The sequence below is a fragment of the Pantoea allii genome, assembly GCF_002307475.1.
Taxonomy (GTDB): Bacteria; Pseudomonadota; Gammaproteobacteria; order Enterobacterales; family Enterobacteriaceae; genus Pantoea; species Pantoea allii.
Genome location: NZ_NTMH01000031.1, coordinates 1 through 16499, shown reverse-complemented (window position 1 = coordinate 16499; position 16499 = coordinate 1). Strand labels below are relative to the sequence as shown.

Here is a 16499-nt window from a genome sequence, read left to right as displayed (position 1 = left end):
CGTCTCCAGGTTGCCTGTCCGTTAAATTTGTTATTAATCGACAGGTTAAGGCCAGTGCGGTTAAAGAGTGGCAGACATAAATTTGTTATCCTCAGGCAACTGAATTTTAGGTTAACGTTTTGGAGCAACGATGAGCGATATTATTAACCTGTTTACCAGCCATAAAAGTGAACGCAGCTTTACCGACAAACCCGTCGACGATGCCATCCTGGATCGCATCATCAGCACCGCCTATCGCGCGCCGACTTCTGTTAATTCACAGCAGGTTTCACTGGTCGTCACGCGGGATGCCGGGAAACGTCAGGCGATCTCCCAGATTGCCGGTGGACAGCCGTGGATTGCTAAGGCCCCGGTGTTTATTACCCTGGTGCTCGACATGCATAAATCCCGTATGGCAATGGCGGCAGTAGGCAAAGAGCAGGTTGCTCAGGAAAGTATTGAGAGTATTGTTTCTGGTGCTACCGATGTCGGCATTGCGCTGGGAAGTATCATGGCCGCGGCCCGGGCAGAAGGCTTAGGCATCGTGCCCATTGGGGGGATTCGCCGCGATCCTGACGCGATGATCTCACTGCTTAATTTGCCAGAATATACGTTCCCGGTGGCGGGCGTGGTGATTGGGTATGTCGATCAACCCGCATTTCAAAAACCACGCCTGCCGATGCAAACCTTCCGTCACGAAGAAAGCTATCACACCGAAGGTCTGGAGCAGCAAATCGCGGCTTACAATGCTGAAATGGTTCAGCACTGGCAAGCAACCGGGCGTGCGGACGGCGAAAGCTGGAGCGACAGCGTGAGCGGATATTACCAGCACATCTATTTCCCCAACGTCCTGCCAGCGCTACACAAGCAGGGATTCGGTAGCGACAAATAATCTTTACCCGCCCGGGCAATGCCCGGGCGGTTTCCCTGCCAGATCGGCTCGACGTGAGCTAGATGCTGGCCCCGTTTCGTCCCTGGTGTTTGACACGATAGAGCGCTTCATCCGCGCGTTTAATCAATAATCCTGCGCTTTCCGGTCCTTCCCCGGACGCCGAAGACGCCACGCCGGCGCTTAACGTTACGCACCCCGTCTCCAGCCCCGTAGAAGTATGCGGTATAGCTAACGCTCTGACCGCCTCAACCACACTCAACGCCATCCTTAATGCATCCTCGGCGCGAGTATCGGCTAGCACGATGGCAAATTCTTCACCGCCATAACGGGCAGCAATATCGGTCCGACGCTGGGCGAACGTTTTCAGCACACGGCCCACCTGTTGTAAACAGGCGTCACCTGCAACGTGACCGTAGGTATCGTTGTAGCGTTTGAAATAATCGATATCGAAAAGTATCAACGATACCGGTCCTCCGCTACTGCGTCCGTGCAACAGGCTTTTTTTCAGAAAGTGGTCAAAATAACGACGGTTGGCCAGTCCCGTTAGCCCATCGGCGTTCGCCAGATTTTCCAGCGAGTGGTTGGCGGCGGTGAGTTCATCCCTGAGATGGGTTAATTCAATTTGGTAGCGTAAACTGCGCCGGGCTTCATGCCGCATTAACATCCACAGCAGGATGATCGCCATCAGTAACACCAGACTCAGTACCACTCCCTGCACCCTGCTTTCAGCCCAGTGCACGAAAAGCCCTTGTTTATCAAAGCCGGCGGCAACGACGAAAGGATAACGGCTTGAGCTAGCGAAGCCAAAAATGCGCGTTATACCGTCAACTTCAGCCTTCCACTGACCACTACCGCGCTGTGAATTTTCGAGTAACTGATGGAAAAGCGGGCTGGATGAGAGGTTTTTACCAATGTAGCTGTCTGGCAAAGGGCGAGCATAAAGCACAGTGCTGTCTGCCAGCATCAGCGCCAGTAAATCCTTGGGGCCAATGACAAAATAATCATAATAATGGCGAAAGTAATCGACACTCACCGTGGCAAGAAGTACACCACGGAAATCACCGTAGTTATCGCTGACGCGCAAAGAAACAGGGATCACGTAGCGTTCCGAACTGCGGCTACGTAAAGCGGGCCCGACGTGCACGCTGTTACGGGGATTATTGCGATGGTAGGCAAAATATTCCCGATCGGCGTTATTTGCTGAAGGTGTCTGCGTTAAGGAACTGGCTATCCATTTACCCTGCGCGTCGTAATAAAAGATGCCATCCATCTGAGGCAGACGGCTCTGTAAGGTGCGCATGATGTTATTGATTGCTGAAACATCCACGCCGGTCTCAGTCTGGGACTCAATTTCTCGCTGGACTTCACGCAGTGACAGTTCTGTCTGGAGAAACGTGTCTTCTGCCTGACGCGCCTGTGCCAGAGAAAGATCGATCGCGCGCTCTTCAGCTAATCGAACCGTCCTTTGCCAGTCCAGGTGAAGCGTCCAGACATTAACAACAATCACGCCAATCGTTAATAAACTCCCCGCCAGGGTAATACTTCTGAGCAGCGGCGAAATGCGCATCATTGCAACATCTTTTTTTCGACGTAATTCCATGCCGGTTTACCATTCTCTCGCTACGGGATAATGCAAAATATCAGAAACAGCGTGTTATCAATCACATCCTGACGGAATACTTATATCAGCTGTTTTCAGTTTAGAGTAAAGGAGAGGCTTCAGTATAGCGTTGCGCGCGGTCAGAAATGTGTTCAGAAGGCATGTAGCTGACTGCCGTAATAAGCAGCCGGGTCTTATCCGGGGACCACACCGATGTCACGGCGATTCTCCACGTCCACGGGGACGTGGAGAAAAAGCGACTAGCGTCGGCGACGCCACCACCAAAACAGCAGCAGTACGACCGCCAGCACAGCCACCGCTATGCCTGCGCGGGCTAGCGGCAAGAGTAGTGATGGCTCGCCGCCCTGACGCAGTGATTTCACCCGGTCCGGGGTAATGCGCACCGCACTGTTACCGATATCCTGCATAACATAATTGGTGACGTCAGCAATTTGCGTATCATCCAGCGTATGGGCAAAGCCAATCATACCCTGCCCCTTCGCTGGCCAGACACCGCCAAGCACAGCCATCGCAACGTTATCCGCCGTAGGTTTCTCTAATACCGGATGTTTAGTCAGAGCGGGGAATCCTGTTAAGCCCTGTCCTTCCAGGTTATGGCACGAGGCACAATTATTGCGGTAAACACGCTCGCCATCCGTCATGTCCGATAACATATCTGGCGTATCATCACCGGTTACTGGTGTGAGTCCGCTGGCCGGTTCCTGTACATCTGACTCGGTGTCGGCATCGCTGTCTTCCTGCTCGGCGACAGGCATCAGATAGGTCGCAATCGCGTTCCGGTCTTCCGGCGTCATCCTGGAAAAGCTTTTATCGATGGCTTCAAGCATCGGCCCCGCTGCGGTCGCCCCGTTATCGGCGTGACCGCTCGCCAGGTAGGCAGCCAGCGATTCTCGTGACCACTGATCGTCACTCTGTAAGGTATTCGCCGTGATATCCGGCGCAAACCAGGTTCCCAAAGAAGCACCCTGTAGCGATTTGCTCTGTTGCTCCGCCATCAAAAAATTCCGCGGCGTATGGCAGGTGCTGCAGTGGGTTAATCCTTCGACCAGATAAGCGCCACGGTTCCATTCTGCTGACTGGCTGGGATCGGGCCTGAAGGGTTTGGTATCGAGGAACAGTACATTCCATGCAGCCATACTAAAACGCAGGTTGAACGGAAAAGGCAGCGCGGTTTTTTCCGGCTGTGTGTCAACGGCTTTGACGCCATGCATAAAGTAAGCATAAAGCGCCGAAACATCGCTGTCGCTCACTTTGGCATAAGCGGTGTAAGGCATGGCGGGATAAAGATGGCTGCCATCGGCACGCATGCCCCTGCGTAGCGCATCGGCAAACTGTTTCTCGCTGTAGTCACCTATGCCGGCCGTTTTTGATGGCGTAATATTGGTGCTGAAAATGATCCCTAACGGGCTACCAATGGCATGTCCGCCGCTAAAAGGTGCCTTGCCTTCATCTGTGTGGCAGGCGGCACAATCCCCGGCGACAGCAAGGTATTCACCCCGTTTTATAAGGTCAGTCTGGCTTTCTGCCTGCGCACTGCCCTGGGTTGCAGTGAGCATGAGCACCACTAAAGGCAGTAACCGATTTAATCGCTTACCCATGCTGTGTCTCCTGCAAAATCTTGTCAGCGGTGCGCAGCGCAAGCGCCATGGCGGTGAGCGTAACATTACAGGTACCAACCGTTGGCATCACGCCGGTACCAACCATGAACAGGTTTTCATGATCGTGCGCCCGTCCCCAGGCATCAGTTACGCTGGTGGCGGGATCGTGCCCCATCGACAGGGTGCCGGTGATATGTTGGCGATTGGAGAATTTGCCGCTTTTGCTGTGCTGGATATTGGTTGCGCCAAGCTTGGCCGCTATCGCGTCATAGCACTCACGCGTTTTTTCTGTGCCTTTCTGCACATAGTCATCCACATCCCAGAACAACGCAGGTGTGGGTAATCCCAATGCATCTTTATTGCGGCTTAAGGTCACGCGATTGTCAGGATTGGGGAGCTGCTCCAGCGCATTTTTAATGCTAAGACGGCGTGCCGCACGGAAACGGACTTGCTCCTGGAGTTTTTTACCAAAGTATCCCTCTTCCAGCACTTCTTTTGTCACCGCCGCCACCTGCGAGGCATTGGAGATATCCAGACGGAATGGCGCATGTTCGCGGCGGAATTCGCCGTCTCTGAACTGACCAATCGAGCACGGGCTGACAGGGCCACGTCCCGGCCAGATCTCCTCATCTACGTCGAAGGTGACGCCAATCGCGGGATGATCGCAGAGATGACGCCCGACAGTATCCCGGGCATTGGCAATTCCCTGCGGAAATTTATCGCTGGTGGACATCAGTAACAGCTTCGGCGTTTCAATCGCGTTGGCCGCGAGGACAAATGTCTGTGCCGTGATGCGATGGCTGGTTTTATTCCAGTCATAATAGTTCGCGGCAACAATCCTGCCCTGCCCATCGTGTTCAAGCTGATAAACCACCGCCTCGGTAATGACCTGGACGCCGCTGTCTTCTGCCTGCTGGGCGGCCAGCCCGCCATGATACTGGGCATCGATCGGGCACAACGGCATACAGTTATTGTTGCCGCAGCAGGCTGGTCGACCATCATAACTACGGCTGTTGCGCCCCGTGCTGTCATCCAGCACGGTGAAATCTGGCGCGAGCCGTGCCGTTACACGCTGCTGTAGCCATGACGCCGGTACGCGCTCCATCGGGAAAGGCTTGCTACGTGGCGATCCGTTATCCGGCGATCCCCCGACACCAGCGATAACTTCAGCCTCATAGTAATAGGGTTCCAGATCCTGATAGCCAATCGGCCAGTCTTTTCCCACGCCATAACGTGTGTATTGCTGGAAATCATTGGGCACAAAGCGCCACAGTTGGGCAGCCCAGTGCCAGCTGGTGCCACCAAAGATGCGGATGTACTGTGCATTAAACGCCTGCGGGCCTAATTGCTGCAGATAGTCGTTGGGTTCAGGTGTATATCGCGGCTGCGGCGCCATGGGCGAAAAGGGATAAGGGGACATAAAGTCAGACTTAAAGGCGGAGCTACGGAAGCGCTCGACCAGCTCATCCCGGCCGACTTTCGGCCCGGACTCAAGTAATACAACGGTTTTACCGGCTTTAGCCAATCGGGTAGCCAGTAATGCGCCATTCACGCCCGCGCCAATCACGACGACATCAGCCGACTCATTCTTCTTCATTGATGACATTACTCTTAAAAAGGATCACGGTTGACTCGCCCAACTGCCACAGACGCCATATGAGAAGCTCGGCGGAACCAGTTTGTCATTGACGACCTGATTCGCAAGGGTATTGATGTAGGTGATGTATCGCGCATTTTTACCTTTCCCCACCACCCCGGTGTACCAACCGCTAAGAATGGCGCCCGCCAGCTTCGCACAGCCCGCATCGCTCTCGGCAAACTGCAAACGTTCCTGTTGCAACAGATCGGTCTGACGCGTCAGCAGGTTACTTAAATGTACCAGTGCAGCCGAGAAATTCTTTTGCGTCTGGCTTAAGGTGTCATAGAGCGCACTGCCCACGGTTTCGTTAAGCTCATCCCGCTGTGTGAGTTGCTGAGAAACCTGCATGAAAACGTCCAGCTCATCTGCCTGGGCGTCCGGTTGTGCGGCATTAAGGCGGGCCAGGGGGAGCAGATGTCCGGCGGCGCTGGTCACAGCCACCAGTCCGACCATCTTCAGCACGCGTCGGCGTGAATAGTGATTCATGATATCTTCCAGTAAAAGCCGCCTGTCGCTGGCAGCAAATCAGTCTGCGGAATACGGGTTATGATGAGGGTAGTGCCCATGATGTCAGACATGTCGCCGCCTGGGTTAAGAGCGAAAGCCTGACGCGTTCGCGCCTGAACCTGCGCGTAAGAGAAAATCAACTGAGGTTGCAGAATCACGTCATCCGATTCTCTCCATGCCTGCGAATCATGGACGTCTCTTTTTTAATAATCCACTGGTAATTAACCAAATCATAACAATCTGCAGAGGATAAACCTGATAGTTGTTTGGGTTATAAATATATTAAATCGATATTAAACAAATTTGATACAAAGCGGAACTCACCCGCAGGACCGGCCATGCTGCACGGCATCACGATCTCCGCTTAGCCGTCAGCCTGTCCTAAGGCAATTGCCTCTGGGGCTGGCTGAAGTAAACTGCTCTTCTGTCCTACTGTAGCGGCAGAATTTCTCAAGGAAACGGAGTTGATAATGCCCCCTTTGCGTTTACTGTTATCAGAATCGAACGATCCCTGGTTCAACCTGGCGGTGGAGGAGTGTATTTTTCGCCAGATGCCGGCGAGCCAGCGGGTACTGTTTTTGTGGCGAAATGCAGAAACCGTGGTGATTGGTCGGGCGCAAAACCCGTGGAAAGAGTGTAATACGCGTCGAATGGCAGAGGATGGCATCAAACTGGCGCGGCGCAGCAGCGGGGGCGGAGCGGTATTCCATGACCTGGGAAACTGCTGCTTTACATTTATGGCGGGCAAACCCGAGTATGACAAAAGTGTCTCAACCGCCATCATCCTGCAGGCACTGGCAAAGCTGGGCGTGAATGCCCAGGCGTCCGGACGCAACGACCTGGTGATCGATACGGATGAAGGCGTGCGCAAAATTTCCGGTTCGGCTTATCGTGAAACCCCCGATCGTGGCTTCCATCATGGCACAATCCTGATGAATGCCGATCTGTCACGCCTGGCAAATTATCTCAATCCGGATAGCAAAAAATTACAGGCTAAAGGGATCGCCTCGGTACGTGCACGCGTAACCAATCTGCAAACCCTGGTTCCCGATATTCGCTACGAACATATCTGCCACGCTATCACTGAAGCCTGTTTTGAACATTTTGCCACGCGTTGTAAACCCGAGCACATCTCACCCGACCGGCTGCCCGACCTGCCCGGCTTTGAACAACAGTTTGCCCGGCAAAGCAGTTGGGAATGGAATTTTGGTCAGGCGCCGGACTTTTCACACGTACTGGATAATCGTTTCGTCTGGGGCGGTGTGGAAATCCATTTTGACGTTGAGCGCGGCACGATTAGCCGCTGCCAGATTTTCAGTGACAGCCTGAATCCTGCGCCTCTGGAAATGCTGGCCTCACGCTTACAGGGTGCAGCCTATCAACCTGATGTGATGGCGCAGCACATTGAAGCGTTAAAAGCGGAATACCCACTGCAGCAGCATGAACTGGACGAACTGACGCCATGGCTGGTGGCAAGCGTCAGTTAACAGGTGATGCGCGGCTGCCTTTGCCAAAGCCCGCCAGCATGTGGGCAACGACAGGCGACGTTACTGCCGTGCCGTTGCCCCTTTCGCGCTTAGCTTCCTGTATTCACGCGCTGACCTATATCTTTGAGTTGCGAGTATTTTTCAAGCAGGCGCGGCCCGTCATCCAGGCTCATTGCGAACATCCACAGATAGGTCATCACGGAATAGATATGTCCTGCATCACCAATCCCTTTTCGGGTCATGGCGAGGATCGTAAAGGCAAACAGCAGCGCCGCAGCCGTACCGATGGTCAAAAAACCCAGCGCCTCACGATCGGAGAGTCCAATACGTAATCGCGCCAGCACAGCGTAGTGCTTCGCCAGTGTGGGTGCCTGCGCCATCGTCACCAGACTCACCTCTTTTTCAAGCCGGTTATTCAGACGACCAAACAACGCCTCATTCTTGCGTGAGAAGCCGGGTAAAAAACAGGCAAGAACCAACAAAATGATCACACAGCCCACGCCGGTCCAGAATTCAATCACCAGCAGCATGATGGCTGCGCCGCTGATCGATGCCAGAGAAGTGATCAGCATGGGCAGATGAAGTTCGAAAAAGTCCACAAACTCACGTGACAACGTCACACGAGCGGCAACCGTTGACGCATTATGCTTTTCGTGACGCTGCGCCACGATAACCGGCACCGCCAGTTCGGCATAAATACGGGCGAAGGTGCGGGTATCGACGCTGCGTCTTGCGGCTCCGATGACCCACATCGTAAATACCATGACCGCATAGAGCACAGCATAGAGCGCCTGCCCGGTGACAATGGCGTTTATGGCAAACCCGGCTAATAGCGGATAAAGCAGGTAGGTGACGTTTTCTGCCACGACTAAAAGCAGAGTGAGCGCGAGCTTTTTATTGTGACGTCGACCTAACCTCTTTAAGGTCGCAATAGCGTTTGGTGGTGCGAGATCCGGTGGTGTCGTTCGGGTAGAACACATGATTTTCTTTTCTTAAACGGTTAGAATTGAGCGAATGCTCAAGTACCAGCGCATCGTATTTGAGCGTTTGCTCAAAGTCAATTCGGGAGTGATGATGAAAGCACCAATGGCAACATCTGGGGAAACCTTGAAAGAAAAAATCCTCACAGGCGCCGTCGCGCTTTTTATCGAAAAAGGCATTGAGAAAGCCACGACGCGGGAATTAACGGAATCGCTGGGTATATCGCGTAGCCATATTTATCACTATTTCCCTGACTGGCACACGCTTACCTTAACCGCGCTGGAACACTTCATGCAGCGCGAGTTAGAGGAATTTACCGCTGAACTGGCCGGCCTGGAACCTGAGCAGCAACTACACTGTATGATTGAAGGCCATATACCTGATACTTCAGATTCGGTCTGGCGGCTCTATGCTTCTTTCTGGCAGATGGCGGCACATAACGCCGATTATGCAGACTTAGCCGACAAGATTACGGCGGGCTGGGATGCGTTGCTCTGTGACATTATTCGTGCTGGCGTTGCACAGGGTTGTTTTCATACGGATGATGTCGCGCGCAGCGCGCGCCAACTCAATGCCATGCTTAATGGCTATGCTGATATGTTGAGCATTAAATCTTCGCCAGAAAAAATTGAGCAGGTCATGGCCGACATTAATCACTTTATACAATTTATGCGTTAACGGAGCGGGAAGGACGCAAAGCGTCTTTTTCTCGCGTATTGGCTTTAATGGAATGTTAAATAGAAGTTATACGAATATTCATTCTTAGCTTTTTAGTGTGTCATTCAGATGGCGTGCGTTTTACATTTTGTTGGTTGATTAATCTCAAATTTTATCGCTTATCTGTCCTGAAATGCTTGCTAACACACTTTATTTTTCGCTGGCAGATTCTCACGGGAATGCGGTAAGCAGGTGTTTTTAGGCGCTTTATTGTTTACTCATTTTAACATAAGCGGTTTACCTCGCTTCCCTTTTCGGGCTAAGTCGCTGGTTTATAAAGTAAATACATCCACAAATCCTTATAAAATTAATCATTGAGTCCTGTGTTAAAAAACCCTATATTGGCCGCGTTTTTAACACCAGCTCTAAATTTTATTCACTTATCCAACTGCAGCGTGATGCCACGCCCGGTTGTAGGAGAGATATGATGACGGATAAAGTCCGTATTGATAGTTTGAATGCGAATACATTAAACGGTAACAATGAGACTTATCTGGCCCGCCAGGCCGAGTTTGAATCAAATGTTCGAAGTTATCCGCGTAAATTACCGTTAGCGATTGCGAAAGCTAATGGTGTCTGGATCACAGACGTCGAGAACAAACAGTATCTTGACTGTCTTGCCGGTGCCGGAACGCTTGCGTTAGGTCATAATCACCCTGACGTACTGCAAAGCATCCAAAATGTCATTACCAGCGGCTTGCCGTTACATACTCTGGATCTGACCACGCCATTAAAAGATGCGTTCTCAGAATATCTGCTCTCCCTGTTACCGGGTCAGGGCAAAGAATATTGCCTGCAATTCACCGGGCCTTCCGGCGCGGATGCGGTCGAAGCGGCGCTCAAGCTGGCGAAGAAACACACCGGCCGTTCAGGTGTGATCAGCTTCTCCGGCGGTTATCACGGCATGACGCATGGTGCACTGGCTGTTACCGGCAACCTGTCACCTAAAGAAGCCGTCAATGGCATGATGCCAGAAGTCCAGTTTATGCCTTACCCGCATCTGTACCGCTGCCCGCTGGGCATTGGTGGTGACGCCGGTGTGAAAGCCCTGACCTACTACTTCGAAAACCTGATCAACGATGTTGAAAGTGGTGTCCGTAAACCTGCTGCTGTGATTCTCGAAGCGGTTCAAGGTGAAGGCGGCGTGAATCCGGCACCGGCTGAATGGCTGCAACGCATCCGTAAAGTGACGCAGGAGCACGGTATCCTGCTGATTCTGGATGAAGTTCAGGCAGGATTTGCCCGTACCGGTAAATTCTTCGCGTTTGAGCATGCCGGCATTGAGCCCGATATTATCGTGATGTCAAAAGCGGTAGGCGGCGGTTTACCGTTAGCCGTGCTGGGGATCAAAAAGCAGTTTGATGCCTGGTCACCGGGCCATCATACCGGCACGTTCCGTGGCAACCAGCTGGCGATGGCGACGGGCCTGACAACGCTGAAGCTGCTGAAAGAAAACAATATCGCTGACAGCGTCGCGGAAAAAGGTGAGTGGCTGAAAGGCAAACTTGGCGAACTGCAGCAACGCTATCCGGCCATCGGTAACGTGCGTGGTCTTGGCCTGATGCTCGGTATTGAAATGGTCAAGCCAAACGACGCGCAGGATCATATGGGCTGCTACCCGGCTGATGGTGATTTATCCGCTCTCATTCAGAAGAAATGCTTTGAAAATGGCCTGATCCTTGAGCGCGGTGGACGCCACGGCAGCGTATTACGTCTGCTGCCTTCCCTGCTGATCAATCATGATGAAATGCAGGTCTTCCTGGATAAATTTGAAAGCGCCCTGCTTGCCGCTGGCGTCGAAGCAGTTTGAGTGGAGTAAAGTCGATGTCACGGTCAAATCCAATTCTGGCGTCCTCAGTGCAAAGCACTGAGGCTTACCAGCAGGCTATCGCACAAAGCAGTGCGGCAGTCGTTAAGTGGCTGGAACAGCCTGAGATGTATCAGGGTAAAACGGTTGCAGAACTGCGCGAACGCATCAAGCTGGACTTTAATCCAGAGGGCCTGGGCAACCAGGTCGCCATCGAACGCGCGATTGAGTATTTCCTGAAAGACAGCCTGTCGGTGCATCATCCGCAGTGTGTTGCGCATTTGCATTGCCCTAGTCTGGTGATTAGCCAGGCGGCTGAAGTGCTGATTAACGCCACGAACCAGAGTATGGATTCGTGGGATCAGGCACCCTCTGCCACCCTCATTGAAATGAAGCTGATCGAATGGCTGCGTTCCCAGGTTGGCTATCAGGCGGGCGATGCCGGCGTGTTCACCAGCGGCGGAACCCAGAGCAATCTGATGGGTTTGATGCTGGCGCGTGACGCGTTCTTTGCCCGCCAGGGTCATTCTGTACAGCAGGACGGTCTGACTGGCGATCTCAGAAAGATCAAAGTCTTTTGTTCAGAGAATGCCCACTTCTCAGTGCAAAAGAACATGGCGCTGCTCGGCTTAGGCTACCAGTCCGTGACGTTGGTGAAATGCGATGCGTTTGCACGCATGGACATGACCGATCTGTCGGAGAAACTGGCACAGGCCAGGGCCAACAACGAACAGGTGCTGGCCATTGTCGCGACGGCAGGCACCACCGACGCCGGTGCTATCGATCCGCTGCGTGATATCGTCAAACTGGCCGCAGAACAACAAATCTGGGTGCACGTTGACGCGGCCTGGGGCGGCGCGCTGCTGCTGTCAGAGAAATATCGTCATTACCTGGATGGCCTGGATCTGGTGGATTCCGTGACGCTGGACTTCCACAAACAGTTTTTCCAGACCATCAGCTGCGGGGCGTTCCTGTTAAAAGAAGCCCGTCACTACGAGTTGATGCGCTATCAGGCTGCGTACCTGAACTCTGAGTTTGATGAAGCGCAGGGCGTGCCAAATCTGGTCTCAAAATCGTTGCAGACCACCCGCCGTTTCGATGCGTTGAAACTGTGGATGGGGCTGGAAGCCCTCGGCCAGAAACAGTATGCCGAGATCATCGATCATGGCGTAACCCTGGCACAGCAGGTCGCTCAGTTTATTGAGCAGCAAGATGCGCTGGAGTTGGTAATGAAACCACAGCTGGCGAGCGTGCTGTTCCGTTATCGTCCACAGCCGCTAACGGGCTGGAGCGATGCAGACGTTGCCCTGTTCAATCAGCGTATTGGTGATGCGTTGCTGGAATCGGGTCGCGCCAACGTTGGCGTAACCGAGCACAACGGTGTGACCTGTTTGAAAATGACGTTGTTGAATCCAACGGTCACGCTGGAGGATATTACTGTCCTGCTGACGCTGCTGGAGAAGACCGCCGAGTCATTGCGCTAAGTGCGATAACCGTCCGGTGACACTGTCACCGGACGGTTGCTTTCTGCCAGACCTGCCTACTGCCATTATCGCCTTACCAACTGTCGCCGATATTAAAGTGGCATTTCCCCTGGTACCTGTTCCATTTTACTGGCTGACAACCGTGGCGTCGTCTGCTGTGTGCTCTGGAGACAACACGCTCATCCTTCATTGCAGCCCTCATGGACGTCCTGAAGGGTAAACCGTCTTCCCCTCGGTCTTTTTCAAAGCGAAGAGCCGGCAAGATGCCGATGTTGTGTATTCCTTTCCAGGCCCTGCCACCGGGAAAAACGCGCCAGGTCAATGCTGACCATCGCTGACGTCAATCATCTCTGAAACGCACCTGAAACAGTTCTGTTAACGCAGGAAGGACGTTATAGCACTGCGAAAAAACGTCATCCTCCAATGGCTTCACGCAGCGATCTCTGTGGCCGCAAACAGCGAGTACTTCCGACCAACAAAGGATACTGTCCGTCTGTTAATTAGCGGAGGATGAAATGAAATACCGAATCTCAGGCCTGAAAGCCGATCCCTTTATCCATCTTTTTGGACAGGATGAAGGCTATTTAAAACAACATGGGGTGATAAGAAAAAAGGTCGATAGTCATCCTGGCTATCCCGACAGAATTTCCCTGCGCGATATCCCGGCAGGCGAAACCGCGCTACTGATTAATCATCTCTATCAGCCCGCCCAAACGCCCTATTTTGGTTCTCATGCGATCTATCTTTGGGAAAACTGGACCCAGCAGGGAATTTACACAGATGAAATACCTGCGGTCATGACGCACCGGCTGCTTTCGTTACGGGGTTTTGATGCGCATGATTATCTGACACAAGCAGACGTCTGTGAAGGAAGCGCCGCAGACGAGATGATAATGCGTTTTTTTGCCAACCCGGCGGTCTGTTATATCCAGGTGCACAATGCAAAACAGGGATGTTATTCCTGTCTGGTTGAGCGCATTACGTAACCTCTTTACCGCATCCGTGCAGCAGATCTCCAGGGCAAGCAGGGTTTATGTTCAGTAAACACTTGCGCCATGCAACGCCATCCCGCAGGATCAAGGTTTGACAGCATTAAGCGGAAAGACGATGAACGTTCACGCCTCTAAAGATCCCCTGCATGGCATTACGCTTGAAATGCAGGTCAACAGCCTGGTCGAACAGTATGGCTGGCCTGAACTGAGCAAGCGTATCAATATTAACTGTTTTAAAAGCGATCCCAGCGTAAAGTCCAGCCTGAAGTTTTTGCGCCGAACGCCCTGGGCGCGTGCCGAAGTGGAAGCGCTCTATCTGGCTTCATTGAGTGAATCTGAGCCGGATTCTGCGCCCCCAGCCACTGATGATCCCTGGGCTAACTGGCGCGGCGATAAAACCTGATAATTTTTACCGCATTGTTTAGACGTAAAAAAAGCCCGCGTCATCAATGACGCGGGCTTCGTTTTTTCTCAATTACAGCATTACAGCGCCATATCGTGCTTAGCCGAGGCTGGAGCAGGTGCTTTTTCGCTTTTGGCGGCAGGTGCTTCAGTTGGCTGATTTCCCATCTGAATAACCGGTGGCTTGGTCAGCTGCAGCGTTGCTGCTGTTTCATCCCAAACCTGCTGCGTGAGCGCAGGATTGTCGTTAAGTTTCTGACCATAGGCAGGAACGATTTTACGGATTTTTTCCTGCCATTCTGCTGACTTGAATTGTTCAGGGAACAGTTTCTGCATCACATTGATCGCGATGGGCGCGGCGGTCGACGCGCCAGGCGATGCGCCCAACAAGGCGGCAACGGTTTTCTGCTGATCGGTCACGATTTCCGTACCCAGTTTCAGCACGCCGCCTTTCTCCGCATCTTTCTTGATGATCTGTACGCGCTGACCGGCCTGAATCAGTTTCCAGTCTTCTTTCTTCGCGTCAGGATAGTACTCTTTCAGCGCGGCGAAACGGTCATCATCGCTCAGCATAACCTGACCGATCAGGTATTTCACCAGGTCGAAGTTATCCATGCCCACGTGCGTCATCGGCATAACGTTGCTGGTGGTCGTAGTGCTCAGTAAATCAAACAGCGAACCATTTTTCAGGAACTTGGTTGAGAACGTTGCAAAAGGTCCAAACAACACTACACGTTTACCATCAAGATAGCGGGTATCCAGATGCGGAACCGACATCGGTGGTGCACCTACCGACGCCTGGCCATAGACTTTCGCTAAATGGCGATCGGCAATGGCAGTGTTCTCTGTGACCAGGAAAGAGCCCCCGACCGGGAAACCTGCATAGTTGTCGGCTTCCGGAATACCGGTTTTTTGCAGCAGTTTAAGCGCACCACCACCTGCACCAATAAACACATATTTCGCGTCGACAGTACGTTCGCCGCCGTTTTTGGCGTCTTTGATGGTAACGTGCCAGGAATTATCACCGTTACGTTTGAAATCGGTCACTTCTGAAGAGGTTTCCAGACGGAAATTATCGTTCTTCTTCAGGCTGCCAATTAACTGACGGGTAATTTCACCGTAGTTAACATCGGTTCCCACTGGCGTCCAGGTTGCTGCCACTTTTTGTTGTGGATCGCGCCCTTCCATGACCAGCGGTGCCCACTGTTCAATCTGCTTGTGATCGGTTGAGAATTTCATGCCCTGGAACAGCACGGTTTTCTGCAGCGCAGCATAGCGTTTGGTCAGGTAATCAACGTTATCACCCCAGACGAAGCTCATATGCGGCGTTGAGTTAATGAACGAGCGCGGGTTATTTAACACGCCATCTTTAACCTGAGAACTCCAGAACTGGCGAGAAATCATGAATGCTTCATTGATTTCCAGTGCTTTGGTCACGTCGATAGAACCGTCTGCACGCTCGGGCGTGTAGTTCAGCTCCATGTTGGCAGAGTGGCCGGTGCCGGCATTATTCCAGCCATTAGAGGATTCCAGCGCAACACCATCAAGCTTCTCAACCATGATCTGTTTCCAGCCAGGCTGCAGCTCTTCCAGCAGGGTGCCCAGAGAGGCGCTCATGATACCGCCGCCAATTAGCAGGACATCTGTTTTTTCTGGTGAATTTTCAGCGTGGGTAACTGAAGAAACGAGTAACGCTGCAAGCGACAATGCAGGTACAAATTTAGTTGATTTAATCATTCGGGATCTACGATTTTTGTGGAGAACTGGTTAAAAAAAGTCCCGAAATTTTAAAATATTGTTATTGCGTAGTTAATATGAAAATAGTTAAAAAATTAAAAGGCAGGATGGTGCAGTTAATTTAGTTACAAAAGGTTAACTTTGTTATCGATATATTTTAACCACACAATAAACGGGCGTTTCGCAATATTCAATGCCTTAACACAAATATTCTGTGTGAGGCTAAAAAACAATAATAAGAGCAGCTCCGGCCTTACTCTGCGTCTCTATTAGCCTGGCAGGCAGCCTGAAGGGCTTTTACAACTGTTTGCGAATAAACGCCGAGGCTATTGACGTTGTCTGGCAATAGCCTGCCGCTATGGGCACCGCTTAGTGACGGATCAGCGCGAGGTCGTCTTCGTTCAGCCCGGTCATTTTCATTACCGTCTCACGATCAAGGCCGCTTTGCAGCATTGTGCGGGCAATTTTCAGTGTCGCTTCGCGTTCCCCTTCAGAGCGACCTTCTTCGCGACCCAGCTGGATGCCTTTTTCCATGCCTTTTTCAATCCCTTTTTGTTCAAGCTGTTGTGCAATGGTCATCAGTGCATCTCCGTGTTGCGGCACGCGATGTGCCAGTTCTCTTACCAACGCCTCAGCATCGGCGGTTTCGCCCGCCT

Annotated in this window: 14 protein-coding genes; 7 read left to right on the top strand and 7 right to left on the bottom strand. The window is 52.3% G+C overall.

All coding sequences use genetic code 11. The annotated features are described in order from the left end of the window. Positions 1 to 130: 130 nt before the first annotated feature. Positions 131 to 871, top strand: coding sequence for a nitroreductase family protein (locus CMR03_RS11030; RefSeq protein WP_096011552.1), 741 nt, complete (start codon positions 131 to 133; stop codon positions 869 to 871). A gap of 58 nt (positions 872 to 929) precedes the next feature. Here CMR03_RS11030 and CMR03_RS11025 read toward each other — a convergent pair whose 3' ends face one another. The 4 genes from CMR03_RS11025 to CMR03_RS11010 all read right to left on the bottom strand — a co-directional run bounded on the left by CMR03_RS11025 (position 930) and on the right by CMR03_RS11010 (position 6215). Next, positions 930 to 2471, bottom strand: a complete 1542-nt coding sequence (locus CMR03_RS11025) for a sensor domain-containing diguanylate cyclase (protein ID WP_063877061.1) — start codon at positions 2469 to 2471, stop codon at positions 930 to 932. A gap of 260 nt (positions 2472 to 2731) precedes the next feature. Further along, a complete protein-coding gene (locus tag CMR03_RS11020) occupies positions 2732 to 4090 on the bottom strand; it encodes a c-type cytochrome (RefSeq protein ID WP_096011551.1) in 1359 nt (452 codons plus the stop codon). Then, a complete protein-coding gene (locus tag CMR03_RS11015; protein WP_096011550.1) occupies positions 4083 to 5687 on the bottom strand; it encodes a GMC family oxidoreductase in 1605 nt (534 codons plus the stop codon). Before CMR03_RS11015 ends, CMR03_RS11020 begins: the two co-directional genes overlap by 8 nt. Before the next feature lie 24 nt (positions 5688 to 5711). After that, entirely contained in the window at positions 5712 to 6215 is a 504-nt protein-coding gene (locus CMR03_RS11010; RefSeq protein ID WP_063877058.1) for a sugar dehydrogenase complex small subunit, read from the bottom strand. Between the two features lie 491 nt (positions 6216 to 6706). On the opposite strand from CMR03_RS11010, the gene lplA reads away from it, so the two are divergent. Continuing rightward, on the top strand, positions 6707 to 7723 hold the full coding sequence (lplA, locus tag CMR03_RS11000; RefSeq protein ID WP_096011549.1) for a lipoate--protein ligase: 1017 nt from the start codon (positions 6707 to 6709) through the stop codon (positions 7721 to 7723). An 89-nt stretch (positions 7724 to 7812) separates the two neighbouring features. Here the strand turns inward: lplA and CMR03_RS10995 are convergent, their stop codons facing one another. Next, entirely contained in the window at positions 7813 to 8703 is an 891-nt protein-coding gene (locus tag CMR03_RS10995; RefSeq protein ID WP_096011548.1) for an ABC transporter six-transmembrane domain-containing protein, read from the bottom strand. 94 nt (positions 8704 to 8797) lie between these two features. Between CMR03_RS10995 and CMR03_RS10990 the strand changes: the two genes are divergently transcribed. The 5 genes from CMR03_RS10990 (at position 8798) to CMR03_RS10970 (ending at position 14107) form a co-directional block, all read left to right on the top strand. After that, entirely contained in the window at positions 8798 to 9382 is a 585-nt protein-coding gene (locus CMR03_RS10990; protein WP_096011547.1) for a TetR/AcrR family transcriptional regulator, read from the top strand. Positions 9383 to 9848: 466 nt separating this feature from the next. After that, positions 9849 to 11231, top strand: a complete 1383-nt coding sequence (locus tag CMR03_RS10985) for a diaminobutyrate--2-oxoglutarate transaminase (RefSeq protein WP_063877053.1) — start codon at positions 9849 to 9851, stop codon at positions 11229 to 11231. Between the two features lie 14 nt (positions 11232 to 11245). Then, positions 11246 to 12712: a pyridoxal phosphate-dependent decarboxylase family protein gene (locus tag CMR03_RS10980; protein ID WP_096011546.1), complete on the top strand. Its 1467-nt coding sequence runs from the start codon at positions 11246 to 11248 to the stop codon at positions 12710 to 12712. A gap of 515 nt (positions 12713 to 13227) precedes the next feature. Further along, the gene (locus CMR03_RS10975) at positions 13228 to 13698 is read left to right on the top strand and encodes a DUF1203 domain-containing protein (RefSeq protein ID WP_096011545.1); all 471 of its coding nucleotides are present in this window, start codon (positions 13228 to 13230) and stop codon (positions 13696 to 13698) included. A 121-nt stretch (positions 13699 to 13819) separates the two neighbouring features. Next, positions 13820 to 14107, top strand: a complete 288-nt coding sequence (locus CMR03_RS10970) for a VF530 family protein (protein ID WP_063877050.1) — start codon at positions 13820 to 13822, stop codon at positions 14105 to 14107. Between the two features lie 80 nt (positions 14108 to 14187). Here CMR03_RS10970 and mqo read toward each other — a convergent pair whose 3' ends face one another. Both mqo and CMR03_RS10960 read right to left on the bottom strand, forming a co-directional pair. Beyond that, on the bottom strand, positions 14188 to 15843 hold the full coding sequence (gene mqo / locus CMR03_RS10965; RefSeq protein ID WP_096011544.1) for a malate dehydrogenase (quinone): 1656 nt from the start codon (positions 15841 to 15843) through the stop codon (positions 14188 to 14190). A gap of 369 nt (positions 15844 to 16212) precedes the next feature. Next, a partial coding sequence (locus tag CMR03_RS10960; RefSeq protein ID WP_141248562.1) for an Rpn family recombination-promoting nuclease/putative transposase occupies positions 16213 to 16499 on the bottom strand: 287 nt, incomplete at its 5' end.

Bases quoted from the DNA above. Each gene is read 5' to 3' on its own strand.
- CMR03_RS11030 (WP_096011552.1), top strand. From the start codon at position 131: ATGAGCGATATTATTAACCTGTTTACCAGCCATAAAAGTGAACGCAGC.
- CMR03_RS11025 (WP_063877061.1), bottom strand. From the start codon at position 2,471: ATGGAATTACGTCGAAAAAAAGATGTTGCAATGATGCGCATTTCGCCG.
- CMR03_RS11020 (WP_096011551.1), bottom strand. From the start codon at position 4,090: ATGGGTAAGCGATTAAATCGGTTACTGCCTTTAGTGGTGCTCATGCTC.
- CMR03_RS11015 (WP_096011550.1), bottom strand. From the start codon at position 5,687: ATGAAGAAGAATGAGTCGGCTGATGTCGTCGTGATTGGCGCGGGCGTG.
- CMR03_RS11010 (WP_063877058.1), bottom strand. From the start codon at position 6,215: ATGAATCACTATTCACGCCGACGCGTGCTGAAGATGGTCGGACTGGTG.
- lplA (WP_096011549.1), top strand. From the start codon at position 6,707: ATGCCCCCTTTGCGTTTACTGTTATCAGAATCGAACGATCCCTGGTTC.
- CMR03_RS10995 (WP_096011548.1), bottom strand. From the start codon at position 8,703: ATGTGTTCTACCCGAACGACACCACCGGATCTCGCACCACCAAACGCT.
- CMR03_RS10990 (WP_096011547.1), top strand. From the start codon at position 8,798: ATGAAAGCACCAATGGCAACATCTGGGGAAACCTTGAAAGAAAAAATC.
- CMR03_RS10985 (WP_063877053.1), top strand. From the start codon at position 9,849: ATGACGGATAAAGTCCGTATTGATAGTTTGAATGCGAATACATTAAAC.
- CMR03_RS10980 (WP_096011546.1), top strand. From the start codon at position 11,246: ATGTCACGGTCAAATCCAATTCTGGCGTCCTCAGTGCAAAGCACTGAG.
- CMR03_RS10975 (WP_096011545.1), top strand. From the start codon at position 13,228: ATGAAATACCGAATCTCAGGCCTGAAAGCCGATCCCTTTATCCATCTT.
- CMR03_RS10970 (WP_063877050.1), top strand. From the start codon at position 13,820: ATGAACGTTCACGCCTCTAAAGATCCCCTGCATGGCATTACGCTTGAA.
- mqo (WP_096011544.1), bottom strand. From the start codon at position 15,843: ATGATTAAATCAACTAAATTTGTACCTGCATTGTCGCTTGCAGCGTTA.